This is a genomic window from Microbacterium sp. 1262, from assembly GCF_040544895.1.
Classification (GTDB): domain Bacteria; phylum Actinomycetota; class Actinomycetes; order Actinomycetales; family Microbacteriaceae; genus Microbacterium; species Microbacterium plantarum.
In genome coordinates this window covers 649,739-669,669 of sequence record NZ_JBEPKU010000001.1, presented here as the reverse complement: position 1 = coordinate 669,669, position 19,931 = coordinate 649,739, and the positions used below count along the sequence as shown (strand labels likewise).

The window sequence follows — 19,931 nt, the reverse complement described above, 5'->3', positions numbered from 1 at the left end:
CGCGGCTCAGGCCTCGGTGACGCGGCCACCCTCGACGTGCCAGCGGCGGTTGGTGCTCACGGCATCCAGCATCCGCCGGTCGTGGGTGACGAGCAGCAGCGTGCCGTCGTACGACTCGATCGCCTGTTCGAGCTGCTCGATCGCCGGCAGGTCGAGGTGGTTCGTCGGCTCATCGAGCACCAGGACGTTCACACCGCGCGCCTGCAGCAGCGCGAGACCGGCGCGGGTGCGCTCCCCCGGCGACAGGTCGTCGACCGGGCGCAGCACGTGATCGGCCTTGAGACCGAATTTCGCCAGCAGCGTCCGCACCTCGCCGGAAGCCATTTCGGGCACGAGCGCCTCGAAGGCGTCGGCCAGCGGGCGCGAGCCCACGAGCTGCGAGCGGGCCTGGTCGATCTCGCCGATGCTCACGCTCGACCCGAGTCCCGCCGATCCCTCGTCGGGACTCTGTCGACCGAGGATCGTGCGCAGCAGCGTCGACTTGCCCGCACCGTTCGGCCCGGTGATGCCGATGCGGTCGCCGGCGTTCACCTGCAGCGACACCGGCCCGAGTGTGAACGACCCCTGCCGGACGACCGCGGCGTTGAGCGTCGAGACGACGGAGCTCGACCGCGGCGCAGCACCGATCGTGAATTCGAGCTGCCACTCCTTGCGGGGCTCGTCGACTTCTTCGAGCCGGGCGATACGGCTCTCCATCTGGCGCACCTTCTGCGCCTGCTTCTCGCTCGACTCCGTCGCGGCCTTGCGCCGGATCTTGTCGTTGTCGGGATTCTTCTTCATCGCGTTGCGGACGCCCTGGCTCGACCACTCGCGCTGCACGCGGGCTCGAGCGACGAGATCGGCCTTCTTGCCCGCGAACTCGTCGTACTTCTCGCGCGCGTGACGGCGCACGGTCGCCCGCTCTTCGAGGTAGGCGTCATAGCCGCCGCCGTAGATGCGATGGGAGTTCTGCGCGAGGTCGAGCTCGAGCACGCGGGTGACGCTGCGCGCGAGGAACTCACGGTCGTGGCTGACCAGCACGACTCCCCCGCGCAGGCCGCGCACGAACGCTTCGAGTCGCTCGAGCCCGTCGAGGTCGAGGTCGTTCGTCGGCTCGTCGAGCAGCACGATGTCGAAGCGCGAGAGCAGCAGCGCGGCGAGTCCGACGCGCGCTGCCTGACCGCCCGAAATAGATGTCATGTGCGTGCCGTCGGCGTCGAGCTCGAGCCCGAGGTCGGCGAGCACGATCGGCAGGCGCTCGTCGAGGTCGGCGGCGCCGCTCGCGAGCCAGCGTTCCAGGGCCGTGGCGTACCGGTCGTCGGCGCCGGGGATCGAGAGATCGCCGAGGTCGGATGCCGCGGCATCCATCTCCGCCGCCGCTTCCGCACACCCGGTGCGACGGGCGATGTACGCGGCGACCGTCTCGCCCTCGACGCGCTCATGCTCCTGCGGCAGCCAGCCGACGAACGCGTCGGCGGGAGCGAGGCTCACGGTTCCCGCCTGGGACGCGTCACGCCCGGCGAGGATGCGGAGGAGCGTCGACTTGCCGGCACCGTTGGCCCCGACGACGCCGACGACGTCGCCCGGGCTGACGGTGAGATCGACGCCGTCGAAGAGTGTGCGGTGGCCGTATCCGCCGGCGAGGCCCTGAGCGACGAGAGTTGCGGTCACCGGACGATTCTTCCATCTGGGCGGAGGGGCTATCGCCTCAGACTTCGCTAGCGAGGTCGAGCGGAAGCGTCTCGACTACGGCTCGGACATTACGACGCGCTCGTCGACGTCGGACGAATTTTGGAAGTCGGTGCGGACGTCTCGCAATCTCCGACCGTCCGCGACTGCCCAGAAGTACCACCCATTCGTCGCTCCTCTCTGGAGCGCGGAGCCCGCGGCCGACGGAGAAGTGTAGCGCTTACCGTCGATGTCGATCGCACCGTCCGCGGTAACGATTGCCTGCCTACCCTTATGGTCGCGGTGGGTCGCGAATAGCCTGTCGCCGGGCGCGAGGAAGCCCCCTGCGATCAAGTGCCGTAACTCAACCCAGTCGCCCGCTTTGGCCTGAGGGTCCGCGACCTTGCCGTGGTGCCCTTCGGGGACGGGCCAGACTCGCAACAACGTATCGATGAGCTCTGCAGTGCGCTCATCGATCAGCTCTTCATTCCACGCGTCTATCTCGGTGCGCTTGATCACCCTTCCGGTCAGAATGATCGTGTTGTGGTCTTGTAGCGCGGCTCTCTTTACGGGCCAGGCCCCGTTCGAGACCTTCGAGTTGAGCGACTTGGTCAGGAGCGTGAGGTTACCCAAGCGATGAACCCGAGCCTGCCTCCCTTCGGCCTCGTCAGGAGCGTTGACGGGCCAGGTGTCCCGCCAGGATCTTGGGAGCAGGTGTTCGATCGGGTAACCCTTGCGCTCGATTTGAGGCTGACCGGTAACGTCGCGGTAGTGGTCCTCAACTGCCTCGAGCATCATGCGCAGTCGACCTCGCGGGAACCGCGTATACGCTGCTTCGGTGGTCAAAGCGCGGCGGACCTCTTCGTCGCCGGGCCAATAGGTACTCGTTACGTTGAGGCGCGCGAGATGGGCTGAAACCCGCTCCGCGAGGTCGCTCGCCGGCACGTTCGCGTTCGCGGCAATGACGTCAGCGATGATGCGGCCGAGATCACTGCCCGACAGGCGCAGGAGTTGCCGTCGAAATACCCAGCTCTCCGCCGTATTGATGATGCGACCCACCGAGTCCTCTGAGAGGCCCCGGCCGGGCTCGTGCAGCCATATGAGGAGCGGCTTAAGCACCTCCACGCCTGCGGCCTGCATACGGTAGACGGCCAGTTCAGTGGCTGTGAGGCTTCCTCCCGGACGGCGCGCTGCTTCCGTCCACGACTCGTACTGATGCGCCTGTATCTTGATGATCGGCAAGAGTTCGGACATCGCATGACCGGACTCATGTTCGACGTAGGACTTGAACCTGGTGAATGTCGACTGAGGGCTGACCTCTTCGCCGGTTCGCGCGACGAGCCACTGGTTGAGGAACAGAGAACTACGGCTCACCAGGTTGCGGCCAACACTCACTTCTTCCATCCAAAACTTGGTCTCAAACGGCCAGTCCTCCCGGTAGGCCCTGCGTGTGTCGACACCGTCAGCCTCGAGCTTCTGGAAGACGAAGTTTCGCACTAGGTCCGCGGCAGTGAGCGGAGTGCCGCGAGCATTCAGCGTCTCGAAGATCTCCTGTGAGTTCTCGGAAGCTTCCAGCTCGATGGAGACAAGTTGCAGACCGTCGAGCAGAACTGTTGTGAGCTCTTTCGCTTTGATCGGGTACTCAGCCGAGTCGGGCGCACCCAGCCATTGCTGGACGGCCGTCGAGAAGTACTCGTGGGCGCGAACGATCTGCGAATCCGCGTGCGTCAAGTAGGCATGGTCGACCGGCGGATCGGCCGTCATCACCTCGTCGAAGGCCGCACGATCCTTATTATGATGACGGACCTTGAGGCGACTGTCGCGCTCTTCGACATAGATGTCGTCGTTCTGGGTGAGCCGCTCAAGTTGTCCTGAGAGGCGGGCCTGTCCGCTCACCGCGAGCAAGGCGCAAGCTGCGTCGGCCAGAATCTGGAGCGTTGTCAGACGCTGCTGACCGTCGATGACGTTCCACGTCGTCATGCGCTTACTCTTTGCGTCATGCGCCTGGAGAACGACCGCGCCCATGAAGTGTGTGGCGTTGGAGCGCGGATCGTTGATCCGTAGCTCCGTCACGCGCCGGATGTCATTCCACAACGGGATCCACTGTTCATCCTCGCGCCAAACGTAGGGCCGCTGAAAAAGAGGGACAAGGAAGTGCTGAGGCAAGTTGAACAGCTGCAGCGGTGTTCGCTTGAAAGTCTCCACGAGATCTATACTCCCTCACCGGACGTTCCCGCCGCACACTACAGCCACGTATCACGCCGCCGGCCGCTCGGCGGCAAGCGGACGGGTGATGATCCCTCACTGATGCCGTGTCGAGGCGCACGCGGGTAGCCACGTCGGACGAGCAGCCAGTGGCCGAGCGGCGAGGGGCTGAGGGTCACCGCGACCGACGGTTTCCGTCGCTGGTCTGCTTCAAGACGGTGTCAACGACGAGCGCGGCGGATACAACCAGGGTCAGGAGCGGATCGACCAGTTCGCGGTGGATCTGCAGAACATAGTTGTCCGCTTTCGTGAACCCCTCTTTGCCGAATCCGGCCCACGTCTTGGTAATACGTGCGATCTCGGAACCTTCCGCGTCCTGGATACTGAAATCCCAGGCCCGCCAATCCTCCGCATTGACAGAGCCGAGCGTCGCGCCGTCGGCTTCCATACGAAAGCGAACGTTGAACCTGCCCCCGAGTACGGACGCCATGACGCCAAGACTCTCCTGGGCAAGGTGTCCAACAAGACTGCCATCCGCACGCATCACCGCGACTTTCGACTTCCAGACCGTGGCGGGTCGCGTCAATGTGAGGCGCGGAGTTCCGTCTGCGTCGACGATCTCTAGCCGCTTCGTCGCATTCTCGCGGCCGACCGCTAGCCGAGCCATGCTGATCCCAAACTCGCGCACCCCGCCAACCTTGCGTCCGTGTCGATCGAAGACTGTGTACTCAGCTTTTCTCTCGAACAGCTTGGCCTTCTGGTTGACCACCAACACGCGTTCGGTGAACAGGGTCCCCCCGCCACCTTGCGCCTGCTCCGAAATGCCGAGCCTCCGGACTTGCTTGAGCACTCTCGCGTCGGCTGGAGTCTGGCTGCTGCGCAACGGCGCGGAACTCTGCACCTCCTGAAGCGCGCCGACGGCGGGCGGCATCACCACAGGTGGATCGATCGTCTGTTGACCACGAGACCCCACGTGCTCCGTCCACTGAGCGCCGTCCCAATACCGGTGCTCATAACGTCCGAACGGGTCCGAGAACCAACCGGGGGTGGCATGCTGCGACATGAAGCCGAGACTACTGCCGGCCTCGCAACTGCCGCACTGCGTGCGTTCATGAGTCTCGGCTTCGTTGTCGGAGCCGACGTTCTCATCGCGATCGTGATGGCTCTTCTTTGTCCTGGAATCTGCCGTCGGGCGTAAGAAGGACGAAGCCCCACCGATTCTGCCCTTGGACGTGGCATCCCCTCCGCCAGCGGCACACGCGTCCCGGAGAACGCCCGCTCGAATCTCGCGGCGGCGCCTCGGTGCTACGGACGAACCCGAGCCCCGCGTCCGTCGAAGACGACGACGTCGTCGTGCTGCAGCTGGCGTCCGCGGCGGCGGTCGACCTCGCCATTGACCGTGACGAACCCGTCGATGATGGCTTCCTTCACATCGCCGCCCGAGTCGAGCAGGCCCGCGAACTTCATGAACTGTCCGAGGCGGATGCCGTCGCTCCCGATCGAGACGTCGATGATGCGGGGAGTTTCAGCCATGCGGAAATGCTAACCGAGCGCTACGGGCGCAGGATCAGGATGTCGCCGGGCTGGATCTCCACCGGGGGCATGAACTTGCCGTTGTACGCCATCACGGTGATGTAGTCGATGCACAGGCGATCACCGATGCCCCAGGCCGTGTCGCCGGACGCCACCGTGTAGGTCGAGATCTCGCCCTCGTCGTTCAGCCCGACCTCGCCAGATGCGTAGGTGGTCGGACCGAGGTCGGTGATCGTGCCGCCCAGCCGCGCCGCGGGATTCCACGCGTCGTAGGGATTGATCATGGCCCACGTCGGGCAGTCGCCGGGACCCTTGGCGCGGACGGTGACTCCGCCGTCGATGTCCTGGTACTCGGCCGTGCCGCCCTGACCGTCGAGCGGTGTGGTGATCTCCGCCACGGCGTCCAACGGTGGGCTCACGGACGGCGACGCTGTCGACCCGACGTTCGCGTCAGAGTCGGCGGTCAACGAATCGGCGAGTCCTGAAACGGCCGGCATAGCCAATGCGACAAGACCAGCGACCGCCAAACCGGCGGCGCCCAGCAAAATTCCCTCGCGTTTATTCATTGCTGACGAGGCTATCGGACACACCCTCGTTCGGCACCTGGGCCGACCCTGCTCCGACTGACGTAGAGCACGCACCATAACAGCAGGAACGAGCACGACTCCAATCATTGGCATCAGACCCTCCAGCAGCGACCGCCCGCCGACGACTGACCTGCGCCGCAGGGCGCACGTTGCGATAGCCGCTGGTCGCGATGGCTCGATGACACCGTCGGGCACGCCCGCTCGAAACCATCGCATTCTATATTCCGCATCTTTCATCCTCTTGCGGCGCAATACAAGGAATGGCCTCTACCGACGAGGCCTCCGATGCTGACGATCGACTGTCCTCGCGCCGTTCGGCACGCACTTACGAATCATCGTCGATAGAGGCTCTTGCAAACTGAGTAAAGCCATCCGATACTCGTGGCCAGACGGATCCGGAACGGGGCCGCCCCAATTGAGAGAGGAAGATCATGATGACCAGAACCGCTTCGCGCAAGAGAACTTTCGTCGCGACCGCCGCACTGATATGCGGCGTCATTGCGTTCCCTGTCCAGGCTGCCACAGCGGCCCCGTCTCCGGACGACTCCGGTGAAACCGTTCAAGAGATTCTCGATTCGGTAAGAGCTCCCCGCACGCTCACGGCATCAGAAGTCGCGGTGCTCGAGGAAGCTGGCGTCACGCAAGCGGCCCGCAACACATGCCAATCGTTCAAGAATGCGGTAGCATTCTCAAACTGGCAAACCACCACCGACCTCAACTGCGCGCTGATCGGCACGAACCAAGGGACACACGCGTATGAGTGGGCAAAGGGCGTCGGAACTCCGCAGGGCGCTTCAGTATGCATCCAAGGCCGCGGCTATCGGCTCATCAATCAGGCCGAGCCCTGGCGTGGCAACGCCCCGTACTGGCGTTCCGGGTGTGGCGCGAGCGGCTCATTCGTCGTCGACTGGCAATCTGCTGCGTCCAACACGCAGATCAAGCACCGCACCCTCAGCGCCCCCATCGCAGGACTGGGATTCTCTTGGCGTTGACCGCTCGCGGGGGTCGGTCAAACCGCTGGCCGACCCCCGCCCGCGCGGTGTCGACTCTCGGCGTAGGTCTCGCCGCTCTCCTGTCTTCTGCAGGTTGCAGCGCGAGCCTCGAGCTACCGGATAGTCTGCTCGGCGCGGCACAACGTCTCGCCGATGAGACGGGGTGTAGCGACACGGTCGATTTGTTCGCCGACATCACTGCTTACCCAGAGATGGCGGGGGTGTCGTGTGTTCTCGAGCAACAGCCGGTCGTCATTCGAGTGTACGAATCGCCGCTTGCCGCTTCCCGAGCACTGGTTGACCTCGCTCCTACCGCGGTCGACGGATTCTCAGTTGTTACGGGCGATAGATGGGTGTCAGTCCTACCAGCATCGATCAGCTCTCGTCTCACAGATCATACGAACAGCGTCGTCCTCACACCGGATGATCTTGCGAACGTTGAGCGGCTTCCGCCGGACGACATACTCGACGACCTCGATTTTTGTGTGAGATGGGGAACGGGGCAACTCGAGAGCTGGTTGGATCCCGCGGGCACATCAGTTCAGACAAACGACCTGCCGAGCCAGCTAAGCCCGGTTGAGCAATCAGTCGCGCGAATCGAAGAACGGCTTGCGCCACGCCGCGACGAACTCCGCTGGGCGCTACGGGCGGATCTGTGGCTCTACGAGTCCGCACTTAGTAAGGAGATCGAACCACTTCGGCGCGCCTGCGCCGAGGCGTTTCTCCCGTTGGGCACGACTCCTACAGCACGCGTTTTTGGTTCTCCCGATCAATGAAATTAGTGATCAGAGCACCCAGCATTGCAACGCCGACTAGCACCGAACCGAGCGGGGTGCCCAACTCTACGACGACATGAGTAACGAGCGTGAACAGCCCGACGATCGGGTCGTCGTACCTACCGAGCGCTGTCGCGAGTGCGTCGAGGGCCGGCGCGGACAGCGCCCCCCAAACAAGGTCGAGCACAATCAACCCACAACCAAGGAGGAAGGTGCTGCGAATCGACTTTCTAACTGATGGCGGTGCGCTGAGGAACGTCATGCGACCAGTATCGACCGTCTCGGGCTGCAACGGTAATGGTCGTGCGATCGTCACTGCTCGGCCTCGGCCCTAGCGGTGCTCGGCTGTACGGCATTCGCCGCGGCGGCCGCTGTTCGACGAGACGGTTGCTTGCCACATGCACTGACTCATTTGTCGCGATATCGGGAGGATTCGCCGTCGCGGGGCTGACCGGCTTGTTGGCGCCAGAGTCAGGGGATGGCTATTCCGCGCTTCAGCGCACCGACCGTCAGCACCACCCCCGATAACCGCCTGGACTCCCCCGATCGCGAGCCACGAGCCGACGGCATCCACCTCCGGCATCGCCGCCACGGCGATGTAGTTGCGGACGTGGAAGCCACCGTGCACGCCGACGGCGGCCACAGCGACCCGGTCCACAGCAGCAGTCCGACGGCGAGCAGGGAGAACCCGAGCGGAAGCGCGCCCGCGATCTGGTCCTCGCGCAGGAGCGAGAGCGTACGGCCCGCGAACTGCACGATGACCTCGGCCATCGCCTCACGGCAGTCGGGCTCTCGCTGGACTACGCGAGCCGCGTCGCCGATCCGGCTGCAGCGCGCGACGAGGTCGTCCACGCCCGAGCGGTCGTCGGCGAGAGCCTGGAAGCGATGCGGCGACTCGTCCGTGCGATGCATCCGATCGAGCTCGGCGAGCTCGGCGACCTCGACGCGTTCCGCACGCTGGCCGAGAGCTTCCGCGGCACGGGACTGACTGTCTCGGTCGAGATCGAGGGTGAGCGCTCTCTGCCACGCGAGCACGCACTGCTCCTCCTCCGCTTCGTTCAGGAAGGTCTGACAAACGTCATCCGACACGCGGATGCCGCAACCGCCAGCCTGCGCATGGAGGTCGGCGCCACGTCGATTCAGGCGACGCTCGACGACGATGGCGTCGCGTCCCAGGGTGGGACACCGCCGGCTGCGGGCTTCGGCCTGCGCTCGCTGCGTGCACCGGCCGAGGAGCTTGGTGGCTCGCTGGCGGTTGAGGGAGGGGCGTCGGGCTTCCGACTCTCGATGCTGCTGCCCGTCCGGGCGGGCGGCGAGACTGCGGGTGCCCCGGAAGATGTGAGCGTGCCGGCGGGAGTCGCGTGAGCGCCATCCGGGTGCTCGTTGTCGATGATCAGGAGCTTCTTCGTCGCGGCCTGCGAATGATCCTCGAGACCGACAGCGGCGTCGAGGTGGTCGGCGAAGCGGAGGACGGTTCGCGAGCGCTCGCGCTCATCCCGACCGTCCGACCCGACATCGTGCTCGCGGATGCGCGCATGCCGGTCCTCGATGGATTGGGCCTCGTCCGAGAGTGCGCGCGGCATCATCCGGGTCTGCCGGTGCTCGCCCTTACGACGTTCGACGACGCGGAACTCGTTCGATCGCTGCTCGAAGCGGGCGCCGCGGGGTTCCTTCTGAAGGATGTCTCAGCCGACCGCCTGCTCGACTCGATCAGGCAGGTCGTGAATAGCGCCTTGGTCATCGACCCGCGCGTCGCGCGCGTCGCTCTCAGCCGCGACGGCAATGCCGCGCCCCCTCTCTCCGCCGAGCTGACGCAGACGGAGCAGGCCGTCGCGGGCCTGCTCGCGCTCGGGCTACCGAACGCGGAGATCGCGGCGCGCCTGCACCTGGCTCACGGCACCGTGAAGAACGCGGTCTCGGCGCTGCTGAGGAAGTTGGGACACAGTGACAGGACGTCGCTGGCGTTGGAGTTGGCGCGCGGGAAGTGAGACAGGGAAGGTGACGTCAGGCGGGTTGCCGGGCACCCGGGAATGGCGCGTCTGCACTGGCACTCGATGGAGATGCGACGGCCGTGCAGGCCGACATCAGTAACGGGCCTGGTGTACTGCCGGGCACCGGGGTCGCACACATGGGCCACCCTGGGTTGTTGAATGCTCCTTGGCCGCGGAACGAGGCTAGAGTCGGTCCGTCCCGGGCGGGGGTCAAGCAAGTTGGCGTCGACGATTGTCGTGTTGTCGGCGCGACGACGGCAGAGTCGCGACGGACGGGGAGCTCGAACAGGATCCAGGGATCGCGATGAGCCAGCGAGACGCGCAAGCGAGCGACGTCGTTCCTCGGGACACAGCCCGACCGCCAACTCCGGGGATAGTCGCGTTCGGCGATGCGAACAAGACAGGCCGTGTCAGGGGCCGACCGCTGGGCGCCGGCTCCATCCGGAGCCTGTTCCAGATCGCCGCGAGCACATACTATGACGCCAAAGAGCGCGCCCCGTCCGCACGATCAATAAGCGACGCCGTCCTGACACCCGAGCCGGTCGCTCTCGGCAGGACCTTTACTGCCTCGGCAGCGGTGCTGTTGACAACACGTCCGACGCGATCCCCTCGCAGCGCACTTTTCGAGGGCGTCCAGCCCAGTGTTGTAGTCCGGCAGCCGGCGGCCGCGGGGGAACTATGGCCCTTAATAATCAGGCTCTCGGAGCGCGTCTGTCGTGCCGTGCCGTGCCGCGCCATCGAGATCGTCCATGTCGACCCCCACCGCGTAGTACAGATCTACGTAGCCAAGCCGTTCCGCCACGGTCGAGAAGTGCAGCCGGCCAGCGATCGTCTTCGGCTCTTGGAACCCACCCAGCAGTGCCGTGTTCGTCGTCCCCTTCGTTTCGAAGACGATGTGGCGGCCCCCATCGGGTGTCTCCACCGTGACCGCCCAGTCTGGGTTGTACTTCCCAAAGGGCGTGGGAACTGTGAAGTTCGAGGGAAGCTTCACGAAGGACTTCACGTCTTCGCGTCGAAGCATTTCGAGCGCGAAGACGGACTCCACCTGAGAATCCGACACGACATGGGTGTACGGGGACTTGGCACTGAAGTCGATCGCTTCACCGTCACTATTGACGACGACGTTGCCGCCGTTGCCCACATAGCCCTGGAGGTCCGCCTGCTCAAGCAGGGTGAGCGGGTACCAACGCTCCTCGTCAGGGCGATCGTCGGCGACAAGGTCGTATGTTAAACCGCTGACGAGAAACTGCGCCTTCGTCTCGTTCAGTAGCTTCGACACTCGTTCCACGTAGGCCTGGGGGTTGCCGCGAAACTGCGGCAGCGTCCCCGATTCGGTGAGAACCGAGGCGATCGTCGCGCGCGTGAGCTGCGTCCTGTCGGCTAGCACCGACAGGATGTCGGGCAGGTCCTCCAAGTCCGCGTAGGTCACATCCGCGCGGCGGATGGTCGCGACGTCGGCGGTGAGACCGCTCTGGTCGATCCGGTCGACGCGAGACGTCCGCCATTCGCCCTTGCGCTTGCGGACGGGCTCCATCTCTCGCAGCTTACTGATCAGTGTCTCGCGCAGGTCGTCCTCGTCGACGTGCAGTCGGTATTCAGTTCGATGCCGAATGCGGTTCCACAGCGCCTCGAACTCTGGGCTCTCGAGCCGCTCGCGCACCACGGGCACCACAACGCGCTCGGAAGCCTTCTTGATATCGATTGGCTTCGCCAGCCGCTTGAGCAGGCCGAGTAGCGCGATCTGCGCGGTGTCGCTCCCGACAACATCCCTGACCAGAGTCTTGAGGCTCTCGCTATCCTCCGTGATGGCCTTGCGCAAAGGCTCCTGAACGGCGCCAGCCTTGTCGACGTAGCCGCCGGCGACGAGCCTCGCGAAGAGCTCCTGTGCCGAGTCGTTGCCGACTGGAACGACCTTCCCGCCCTGATCGGGATCCTTGAAAGTGAGTCGTGCAAATCCATCGATAGTGACCTTGCCGAACTCGATGCCGAGGTCGTCCGCAAGCTCGTGCTGGAGCTGCTCAGCGAATTCCTCGAAAGACTCGTTGGCGATGACGGTTAGGCGATTGACGCCGAAGCCGCGGATCCGGTTGCCATTGCCGTCCACCGCGAGTCGCAGACCGCGACCGATACTCTGACGGCGCCAACGATCCGAACCCATGTTGCGCAACACGCACACCTGGAAGACGTTCGGGTTGTCCCAACCCTCCTGGAGAGCCGAGTGGCTGAAGATGAAGCGGATCGGAGTGCCCGGGGTGCTGAGCCCAACCTTGTCCTTCATGATCTGCTCGTACGCGAACTCGGCCTGCTGCCGACCCGCAGCGGTGTTCTCGGCGGTGTCGACAAGCCTTTCTGCGCCGCTCTTCTTGTTGCGGTCGACAGAGAAGTAGCCCTGGTGAGCAGTGCGGGCGACGACGTCGGCGGGCTGCTCCGGGAGGATGGTCGAGAACTCGGCCTCGCGCGAGATCTTCGCGTACTCGTCCTCGAAGATGCGCGCATACTCCCCCGGTTGCGCCACGCCGTCGGCGTCGTACTCGCGATACTTGGCAACCGTGTCGAGGAAGAAAAGGCTCAGCACCTTGATCGGCAGAGCAGAGAAAGCGAACTCCCTCTCTTTGCGGAGATGCTGGCGGATCGTCTGAGCGATCATCTGACGCGCCCGCTCACCCAGGCTGACTTCGCCACCGATCGACTCCCCTGGGTGAAGCGGCTCAGCGACGGTGTCGAAGCGGATCCGCTCTGGCGCGACGCTCAGTTCAGTCACAGTCAGGTCCTTGTAAAGATCACGACCGGTGACGAACTGGAGGTTGTCGCCGTCGCGCACCGAGACCGTCCGACGGGCCAGTCGCCCGCCTTGCTCCGCGTCCACCTCGATGCGCGCGCTGAACCTGCCAGCAGTCCGCTTCACGCTCTTGAGCTGCACGTATGGCGAATTGCCGCTGGACTCGGTCACCAGCGAATCGACCTCGATCTGCTTCACGAGCTGCTTCTCGTACGCCGCGATGGCATCGAGGCGATAGACCAGGTTCCCCTTGTCGAACTTGGGATGGGTTGCCGAGTAACGCAAGACTGCGAGCGGGTCAAACTTCTCGATCGCGACACGACCGGCGCCCTTGCTCCTCCGCGGATTCCCGTCATCGCCATAAACGCTCTGCGGCTCGTCGACGATCACGATGGGCTTCGTCGCCGCGATCAGGTCGATCGGCCGCTCGTCGTCGAGGGACTCGACCGGTTTGTGGATCGTGTTCGACGCCTTGTTGATTGCCGCCACTGTGACGACCATGATCTCAATGCCCGATGAGGTCGCGAACGAGCGCACACGGGACGGGTTGCTTCCGTCGTACTGGAAGTACTGCATCGGTGCGTTGCCGTACAGGGAACCGAAGTGCTCTTTTAGCATCCCGAGGGAAGTAAGCACGCCTTCCTTGATGGCGACCGACGGCACCACGATGACGAACTTGGTGAACCCGTACATCTGGTTCAACTCGTAGATGGTCCGGAGGTACACGTAGGTCTTTCCCGTGCCGGTTTCCATCTCAATCGTGAAGTTCGACGATGCGAGAGTCGGCTCCGGCGCGAAGCCGGAGCTCTCCTGGACGGCGTGGAGGTTTTCGAGGACGGAGTCCTCGTCGAGCACGAGCCGGTTGGCAACACCAGTATCCGCCATGCCCTGGAACCCCGCGTGAAGAGCCGGATGGGCATAAACGTCGAAGGCGCCCGTCATCACGTCTTGGCCGGCAAACAGGCCGGTCACGGCATCGATTGCCGCGCGCTGATAGTCGAGATCGGCGTCGAAGGAGAACTTCATCGCGTCAGATGCTCCGGAAGGTGGTGAAGCCGGCCTGCTTCACCGCGGCGTCCAGGTTCAGCTTCGCGGAAGAGTCAACGAAGCCCGTGTCGCGGACGACGATGGTCACGTCCGAGTCGACGGGGTTCTCGTCGCGCCACTTCACGAGCGCCCGTGCCACCTCGATCGATTGCTGGGTCGTCACGTTGTCCCCGAAGTACGCATACAGCGTGCCGCCACCGAGGTTATAGAGCGTGCTGTCTGCAACCTCACGAGCCTCGACGGGCGTTGTGAGTTCGATGCCGAGGCGGAGCATCATCTCGACGAGCAGGTCGTCAGTCGACCGACCCTCGACGAGGTTGTCGGCGGACTCCATAAGGTTGAGTTCGCCAGTTCCATCCCATGGTTTGAGGTTCGACGGCCCGAGGCGATAGGAACGGAAGCCGAGGTCGATGTGCGCGGACTCGAGCGTGAGATTTTCTGCGATCTTCTTGCCAGCCCGACGGAGACGTTCCCGGGTTATGTCGGCGATGGTGTCGTAGCCGCCGTTCCCGATCTTCTCGTCGAGCTGAACGAGCATGTAGCGGCGGTTTCCGCCGTCAGCCGCGTTGAGGTCCATGAGCGCGTGCCCTGTAGATCCCGATCCTGCGAAGAAGTCAAGGATCAGTGCGTCATCGCTAGCGATCATCTTGAACCAGCGCGCGAGTTCGTCGCTGTCCTTGGGAAAAGGGAACACAGAAGATTCAAGAAGCGCAGCCAGCCGCTGGCTAGCACTCCGTCGCGTCCGCATGAACACGGACTTAGGCACCTGCTCGACCGCTTCACTTAAGTAGCGCTTGTAGTAGGCCATCGTGGTGTGATCGGAACCGAAAAGGATCCGACCTTCGCGGATCTTTTCTGCCATTGTCTCCCTAGAGAAGACCCACCCATTCGGATGCATCCGAACCGGCTCCCCGGTCGCGGGGTGTATCAAGTCGTAACGAGAGGTACCTGTCGGCTGGGGCTTCCTCAGACTGTCGCCATAATAGATCCGCCCCTCATCATCGATGGTGTTGTAGTTGGTAATCCCAGCAGTGAACCGACCCTCGGGCTGCGAGGAAAACCAGTCACGAAGCAGGCGAGTGGCGACTGCCGGGTCGTGTCCGGACTCAGCCCATGCTGCCTCTCCCGCAGCGAAGACCTCATCGACGCCTTCCTTCGGCTCCCGCCACCTCACGTCTGCGAGCGTCGACGCGTTCTTCGCGTAGATCAGCATATAGTCGGCGCTGTTGCTTATGAGCTGAGAATCGTTCTTCCTCGCACCGTCCCAGACGACATTGGAGATGAAGTTCTCCGCGCCAAAGACACGGTCGAGGAGCAGCTTCAGACGAGCGTGTTCGTTGTCATCGATCGCCGCGATCAGCACGCCCGTCTCTTTCAGGAGTGAGTGCGCCACGAGCAGGCGCGGGTACATCATGGAAAGCCACTTGGCGTGCCTGGCCGAAGCAAGTCGACGTTCCGCCGCGCGGTCGGACCCGGAGCCGACCTGGGTGACACCCTCTTCGTCGCGCAGGCCGGCGTTAGCCTCGTGTTCAGACACCGTCGAAACGCGGCTGTCGTCGTAAACGAAGTCGTTCGTGGTGTTATATGGCGGGTCGATGTAGATGACGTCGACCTCGTTCGTGTAGCCGCGGCGAAGGAGCCGGAGCACCTCGAGGTTGTCACCCTCGATCACGATGTTTCGCGTGGAGTCCCAGTCGACGGACTCATCCGGGCGAGGCAAGAGCGTCCCGGTCGCGGGCAAGGTCGAGAGACGACGTGCATCGGCCATTCCAACCCACCGGAGTCCTGACGTCTCGCTACCGGCAGGCTCGGCGTCCTCTCCGAGCAGCCCCCGCAGCGCATCGAGATCGACCCGCCCTTCCGGGACCGCGTCGGGGAACAGTTCCGCAAGCCGCGCGATGTTGTCGGTGGCCTCCCCCCTGCCGCTCAGCTCTTCGATCGGGGCGTACTCAATGCTGGCGTCGTCTGCGGGCGTTGTCACGGTCCTACCTTAGGGTCGTCGCTAGTTCGGGTCTGATGGGCGGGCGCTTCATAGAGCGCGTCCCGAGTTTGGGCTATCAGTTCGCGAAGGTCGTGGGCCCCGCCGTTGTGCTGGATACGCCGCTGCATGGATTTCTCGCGCGCAGCGCTTCGAATAGTCGACTGAAGATCTTCGTTGAGATGCGTAAGTCGGTGCCGGAGTTCAACCGCCTCATCGGCGTCACGCAGACTCGGAGCGGGCCGCCCGTCCGCCGCTGCTCGTCGCACGAGGTCTTGATAGAGCGAGCCAAGGTCGGTGCGGTCGAGTCCGCCAACGTGTAGAGACGTCACCGCGATCCCGTTGATCGGCACCGTCAGGTGCTCCTCTACGACCGACTTGCCCGCGTCGATCTTGCTGAGCCGAGTGAGGGCCAGTGAGAGACCGGGGGCTCCTTGGGGCGAGGACATCGCGATGACTGCTGGCCGGGGCATCGCGCGGTGTAGTAGCTCGGCGGCGCGCCGCTCGTCCCTCGCTTTGACGTCGTCGGCAATTCTCACCTCGAGCACCGGGATCATGTCCACGGGGCGATCTGGGTCGCGCCCGGCGGGCACACCAGTCGTCGCGGGGCTCAGTACGCCCACGATCCTTGCCGAGCTGATCGCCCGTCCGAGGAGACGCGCGTCGGCAGGGGCTGACTGCTCCCACTGCTCGACTATGTCCTTCTTAGTGAGTCGATGCATCTCGCGCGCACGTGCAGGAAGCCCGAGTACTTCGACGACGTCAAGTGACCCAGAAGTCACGGAACGATCGCCATCCACGCCACGACATCGACCGATTCCAGCCCAGGCGTCGTCGCATCGGAGCCAAGCAAGGATGGAGCGGCGGAGAAGATGGAGGCGGCGAGCTTCTGCTCGGCGTGGCCCGAGGCAGCCTCCACCGCAGCGCTCAACAGACTCCGGTAGTGGCTCATGTCGCGACCGCGCCTGGTTGATGTTTCGAAGTCGGCGATTGCCGCATCGTCCGGCTCGGTGCGATCCAGGGCATGCCTGCGAAGAACGTCGAGCGCGAGCTTCGGCTCCTCGATTGCGTGGGCGAGCGTTCCATTATCCCGAACGAAGGCGAGCACGTAAGGAGCAAGCGGATACGCCTGCGAGAAGCCAATCGCATCGTCCCTGACTCGAAGGAGGAAGACGGCCCCGGAAGAGAGCCCGTCAGACTCAAGTGCCGCGTCGAACCTTGCGACACCGAAGAGCGCCAGCGGCCACTCGTCGATCCGCTGAAGCTCGGCTCTAGGCCGCGATGAGGCATCCATACGGAAATCAGACAGCGTGAGGTCAGTGATCGACAGCCCACCCGCCAGATCCTCCATCGTCGGCGCAGCCTTCTGCAGCTGCTCAAGCTGGCGGCGCCGGTAGTCGAGGTCATTCATATCCGACGAGTCGAGCACGTTCTCCTCGCCCGTCGCGGAGACGTCGAGGAGCTTCATCCGGCTCGAGACGCGGCCCTCGAGATTGATGTAAGAGTCCAGGTCCTCCGTGGGCCAGAAGTTCACGAGTTGGACCGACGTATTCGACGAGCTGAGCCGATCCACGCGTCCGAATCGCTGCACGATGCGGACCGGGTTCCAATGGATGTCGTAATTGACGACGGTGTCGCAGTCCTGGAGGTTCTGCCCTTCGGAGATCGCGTCGGTCGCGATGACAAAGTCGATGGCGTCGCCGTCGGGGTTGCCGCCCTTGGAGATCGGCGAGAACGCGGTCAGCACGACGTGCATGTCCTGACGCTGACCCGTGACGGTGCTCTTCGTCGACTGCCCCGTGATGAGGGCGACATTGACGCCGAGCTCGCGCCGGGCCCACTGCCCCACATGCTCATAGAGGTACTGGGCCGTGTCGCTGAACGCGGTGAAGACCAATGCCTTGCGATTGCCCTCGTTCGTCGGATTCTCTGCCTTGTCGCGAAGGAACTTCTTGAGTTCGGCCAGTTTCGCGTCACGGGAGACGTCCACCTTGGTCACCTCGGCGAGGAGCGTGGCCACGGTCTCGCGGTCGGCTTCCAGGTCTTGCCGCCAACCACTGCGGTTCATGTCCTGGAGATACACCTTGACGTTGCCGCCCACCGCATCGTCCAGGTCCGGGTCGTCGAGCCCGAGATTTGCGGCCGCGCCGTCGTCCTGGATGGACGTACCCTGCGCTCCGTCGACCTCAAACTCGTTCAAACGCTCGATCGACGCATCAATCGTGTCGAGGATCTTCCCGAGCGTGAGGCCGAGCGACTTCACCGAGGACTCGAGTCGCTTCAGCAGGCCGACTCGCAAGAGGTGCACCACGTTGTTCTCACGGTCCGTCTGCACCCATTTGCGGGCACCACCGGTGCGGAGCGACCGGTCGTATACCTCTGCGTACTTCTCCTTTAGTCCCTCGCGCACGTAGCTGGTGGGTTTGTAGGCAGCGAGGGTGAGCCGCAGGATCGCTCGGTTGATCTCGTCCAGCGAGATCATGGTGCCGTCGAGATCGATGCCTGGAGTCAGGTTTATCGGAGCGAGCCGCTCCGGGAATTTGCCCGTGTCCTCGACGCCGTAGTACTTCTCGATGTGCCTGCGGGAGCGAGCGATCGTGAGCAGATCGAGCAGCCGGATATAGTCCATGCCAAGCATCCCGACGAGAGACTTCGCGGTGCGCTGCTCATCCGGGATTTTTTGCCACGCATTGAAGCGCGTCTGTGCTTGGCGGAGAGTCTGACCTATGTCCTTCACGCCCTCGCGCGCGAGTGCCCGGTCGTCGCCCTCGGTCGCAAAGAGAACCTGGTTGCGCAGGTCGGCGAGGCGCGTGTTGACCGGGGTTGCCGACAACATGAGCACCTTGGTGCGCACCCCGGACTTGATGACGGCATTCATCATCCGTTCGTAGCGCGTGGTGCGGTCGTCCCTCTGGGGGTTGTTGCGGAAGTTGTGCGACTCGTCGATCACCACGAGGTCGTAGTTGCCCCACGCCAGGTGAGCAAGGTCGATGTCCCCGCTCATGCCGGCTTCGCGAGACAGGTCCGTGTGATTCAGAACGTCGAAGTTGAAGCGGTCGGCGACCAATGGGTTGCGTGCGTCATTGGCGCGGTAAAGCGTCCAGTTCTCTCGTAGGCGCTTGGGGGCGAGGACCAGCACGCGGTCGTTGCGGAGCTCGTAGTACTTGATCACGGCGAGCGCCTCGAACGTCTTTCCGAGGCCGACACTGTCCGCAATGATGCAGCCGTTGTGGCGCTCGAGTTTCTCAATCGCGCCGAGGACTCCGTCCCGCTGGAACTTGTAGAGCTTCTTCCACACCTCAGTGTCGTAGAAACCGGTGAGGCTACGCCGCTCGGTCTCCTCGCCCGACTCGTCGACGAAGTCGCTGAAGAGGGACGTCAGGATGCGGAGGTAGAGGGACTCTGGAGCGCGATTCTCATACAGAGCACGCGCTGCTTCAAAGAAATCTTCGCGCACGGCAACGGTCGCCGTGGGATGGTTCCATGCACGCTGGAAGTGCTCGGCAATCTGCGCCACCTGCGCTTGGTCGGTGGTTCCGAAGGGCATGTGCAAGCTCGGCGAAGCGACCAGGCCAAGACTCTCCGCCTCAAGCCCAGCGCCCTGAACCGCGAGCGGGCTTGCCCCGTGAACGATCGTCGAGGTGTCGCGGGTGCGCTTGGTCAGCGACCTGACCTCGAGTTTATGCTCGGCCCATGCGACGAACTCCCGGGCGACACGATGCTGGTCGAGGCGAGCTCTGAGGAGATTCTCTTCCTCGAGGCCGTTCAGCGGGTGGTGCGCAAGGCTGTCCCTCCAGAGGAGGAGACGGGCGTCGACTTCAGCGAGGTCACCCTTGAGTGCCTCATGAACGAAGACTGAGAAGGACTCAGAGAGTGAGTCGAGGGATGCTCCGCTTGCCAGGTGACGGCGCAACGCGTCCAGCAACCGGCCGCCTCCAGTTTCCACAGCTTGCCCCCAACCCGAAGTGAATCGCTCTTATCCGCGCGATCAAGGCGCGGACCTGTGGCGATGCTACCGGTTCAACTCAAGGGGAAAGACCAGCGACCGCGCGCGCATCGCCGCGGAGTGCGGGTTGATTCCCCGCGGCTCTGTCCGGCCGCGGGGTTCCAGGGGCGGAACGAGCCAGATCGTCCCCGCCTGCCGCAGAGCGTTTAGAGCCCATCGACTCGCCCTGCCACATCTTCGAGAACACGCGCGGTTTCTGAGCTCGGCCGATTCGAACGAGCTCGCTACCACAATTAATCAGGTGTGCTCAGCGAAGGATTCCGGAGAACTGTTCTCTAGCGACGCGCCTCATCACAAGCGCGAACTCGGCAGCCAAGGCCGTCTCGCGAACACGGTGAAGCGCGCAGGCTGACCAGCCTCCAATATCCGAATCGCGCCGCAACAACCACG

13 protein-coding genes and 1 pseudogene are annotated in these 19,931 nt (G+C 63.9%); 4 read left to right on the top strand and 10 right to left on the bottom strand.

The genetic code is table 11. From position 1 onward, the window contains the following. Nucleotides 1–6 precede the first annotated feature (6 nt). The 5 genes from ABIC53_RS03175 to ABIC53_RS03155 form a co-directional block, all read right to left on the bottom strand. Nucleotides 7–1,650 carry an ABC-F family ATP-binding cassette domain-containing protein gene (locus ABIC53_RS03175; RefSeq protein ID WP_354450365.1) on the bottom strand — a complete coding sequence of 548 codons (1,644 nt, stop codon included), beginning with the start codon at nucleotides 1,648–1,650 and terminating at the stop codon, nucleotides 7–9. A 75-nt stretch (nucleotides 1,651–1,725) separates the two neighbouring features. Continuing rightward, nucleotides 1,726–3,852 (bottom strand): GmrSD restriction endonuclease domain-containing protein, encoded by a 2,127-nt coding sequence (locus tag ABIC53_RS03170; protein ID WP_354450363.1) that lies wholly within the window; start codon nucleotides 3,850–3,852, stop codon nucleotides 1,726–1,728. A gap of 175 nt (nucleotides 3,853–4,027) precedes the next feature. Continuing rightward, nucleotides 4,028–4,915 carry an LURP-one-related family protein gene (locus ABIC53_RS03165; RefSeq protein ID WP_354450361.1) on the bottom strand — a complete coding sequence of 296 codons (888 nt, stop codon included), beginning with the start codon at nucleotides 4,913–4,915 and terminating at the stop codon, nucleotides 4,028–4,030. 242 nt (nucleotides 4,916–5,157) lie between these two features. Then, nucleotides 5,158–5,385, bottom strand: coding sequence for an RNA-binding S4 domain-containing protein (locus tag ABIC53_RS03160; protein ID WP_023954721.1), 228 nt, complete (start codon nucleotides 5,383–5,385; stop codon nucleotides 5,158–5,160). Between the two features lie 20 nt (nucleotides 5,386–5,405). After that, nucleotides 5,406–5,804: a LysM peptidoglycan-binding domain-containing protein gene (locus tag ABIC53_RS03155; protein ID WP_354450359.1), complete on the bottom strand. Its 399-nt coding sequence runs from the start codon at nucleotides 5,802–5,804 to the stop codon at nucleotides 5,406–5,408. A gap of 599 nt (nucleotides 5,805–6,403) precedes the next feature. Between ABIC53_RS03155 and ABIC53_RS03150 the strand changes: the two genes are divergently transcribed. Beyond that, a complete protein-coding gene (locus ABIC53_RS03150; protein WP_354450357.1) occupies nucleotides 6,404–6,964 on the top strand; it encodes a hypothetical protein in 561 nt (186 codons plus the stop codon). 741 nt (nucleotides 6,965–7,705) lie between these two features. Here the strand turns inward: ABIC53_RS03150 and ABIC53_RS03145 are convergent. Next, nucleotides 7,706–8,002, bottom strand: a complete 297-nt coding sequence (locus ABIC53_RS03145) for a hypothetical protein (RefSeq protein WP_354450355.1) — start codon at nucleotides 8,000–8,002, stop codon at nucleotides 7,706–7,708. 449 nt (nucleotides 8,003–8,451) lie between these two features. Between ABIC53_RS03145 and ABIC53_RS03140 the strand changes: the two are divergent. The 3 genes and pseudogenes from ABIC53_RS03140 to ABIC53_RS03130 form a co-directional block, all read left to right on the top strand. Beyond that, nucleotides 8,452–8,601: pseudogene (locus ABIC53_RS03140) on the top strand (histidine kinase); the annotation flags it as partial. Between the two features lie 24 nt (nucleotides 8,602–8,625). Then, nucleotides 8,626–9,105: a sensor histidine kinase gene (locus ABIC53_RS03135; RefSeq protein ID WP_354450353.1), complete on the top strand. Its 480-nt coding sequence runs from the start codon at nucleotides 8,626–8,628 to the stop codon at nucleotides 9,103–9,105. Continuing rightward, nucleotides 9,102–9,728, top strand: coding sequence for a response regulator transcription factor (locus tag ABIC53_RS03130; RefSeq protein ID WP_354450351.1), 627 nt, complete (start codon nucleotides 9,102–9,104; stop codon nucleotides 9,726–9,728). Before ABIC53_RS03135 ends, ABIC53_RS03130 begins: the two co-directional genes overlap by 4 nt. Nucleotides 9,729–10,416: 688 nt before the next feature. Here the strand turns inward: ABIC53_RS03130 and ABIC53_RS03125 are convergent. The 4 genes from ABIC53_RS03125 to ABIC53_RS03110 are packed head-to-tail and all read right to left on the bottom strand — an operon-like array spanning nucleotide 10,417 to nucleotide 19,460. Then, nucleotides 10,417–13,536 carry a restriction endonuclease gene (locus ABIC53_RS03125; protein ID WP_354450349.1) on the bottom strand — a complete coding sequence of 1,040 codons (3,120 nt, stop codon included), beginning with the start codon at nucleotides 13,534–13,536 and terminating at the stop codon, nucleotides 10,417–10,419. A 4-nt stretch (nucleotides 13,537–13,540) separates the two neighbouring features. Continuing rightward, entirely contained in the window at nucleotides 13,541–15,538 is a 1,998-nt protein-coding gene (locus tag ABIC53_RS03120) for a site-specific DNA-methyltransferase (protein WP_354450347.1), read from the bottom strand. Then, nucleotides 15,535–16,317, bottom strand: a complete 783-nt coding sequence (locus ABIC53_RS03115) for a DUF4391 domain-containing protein (protein ID WP_354450345.1) — start codon at nucleotides 16,315–16,317, stop codon at nucleotides 15,535–15,537. Before ABIC53_RS03115 ends, ABIC53_RS03120 begins: the two co-directional genes overlap by 4 nt. Next, a complete protein-coding gene (locus ABIC53_RS03110; protein WP_354450343.1) occupies nucleotides 16,314–19,460 on the bottom strand; it encodes a helicase-related protein in 3,147 nt (1,048 codons plus the stop codon). Before ABIC53_RS03110 ends, ABIC53_RS03115 begins: the two co-directional genes overlap by 4 nt. Nucleotides 19,461–19,931 lie beyond the last annotated feature (471 nt).

What these genes read in the sequence shown, in the direction of transcription:
- ABIC53_RS03165 (WP_354450361.1), bottom strand. Translation starts at nt 4,915, where the DNA reads ATGTCGCAGCATGCCACCCCCGGTTGGTTCTCGGACCCGTTCGGACGT.
- ABIC53_RS03160 (WP_023954721.1), bottom strand. Translation starts at nt 5,385, where the DNA reads ATGGCTGAAACTCCCCGCATCATCGACGTCTCGATCGGGAGCGACGGC.
- ABIC53_RS03150 (WP_354450357.1), top strand. Translation starts at nt 6,404, where the DNA reads ATGATGACCAGAACCGCTTCGCGCAAGAGAACTTTCGTCGCGACCGCC.
- ABIC53_RS03145 (WP_354450355.1), bottom strand. Translation starts at nt 8,002, where the DNA reads ATGACGTTCCTCAGCGCACCGCCATCAGTTAGAAAGTCGATTCGCAGC.
- ABIC53_RS03135 (WP_354450353.1), top strand. Translation starts at nt 8,626, where the DNA reads ATGCGGCGACTCGTCCGTGCGATGCATCCGATCGAGCTCGGCGAGCTC.
- ABIC53_RS03125 (WP_354450349.1), bottom strand. Translation starts at nt 13,536, where the DNA reads ATGAAGTTCTCCTTCGACGCCGATCTCGACTATCAGCGCGCGGCAATC.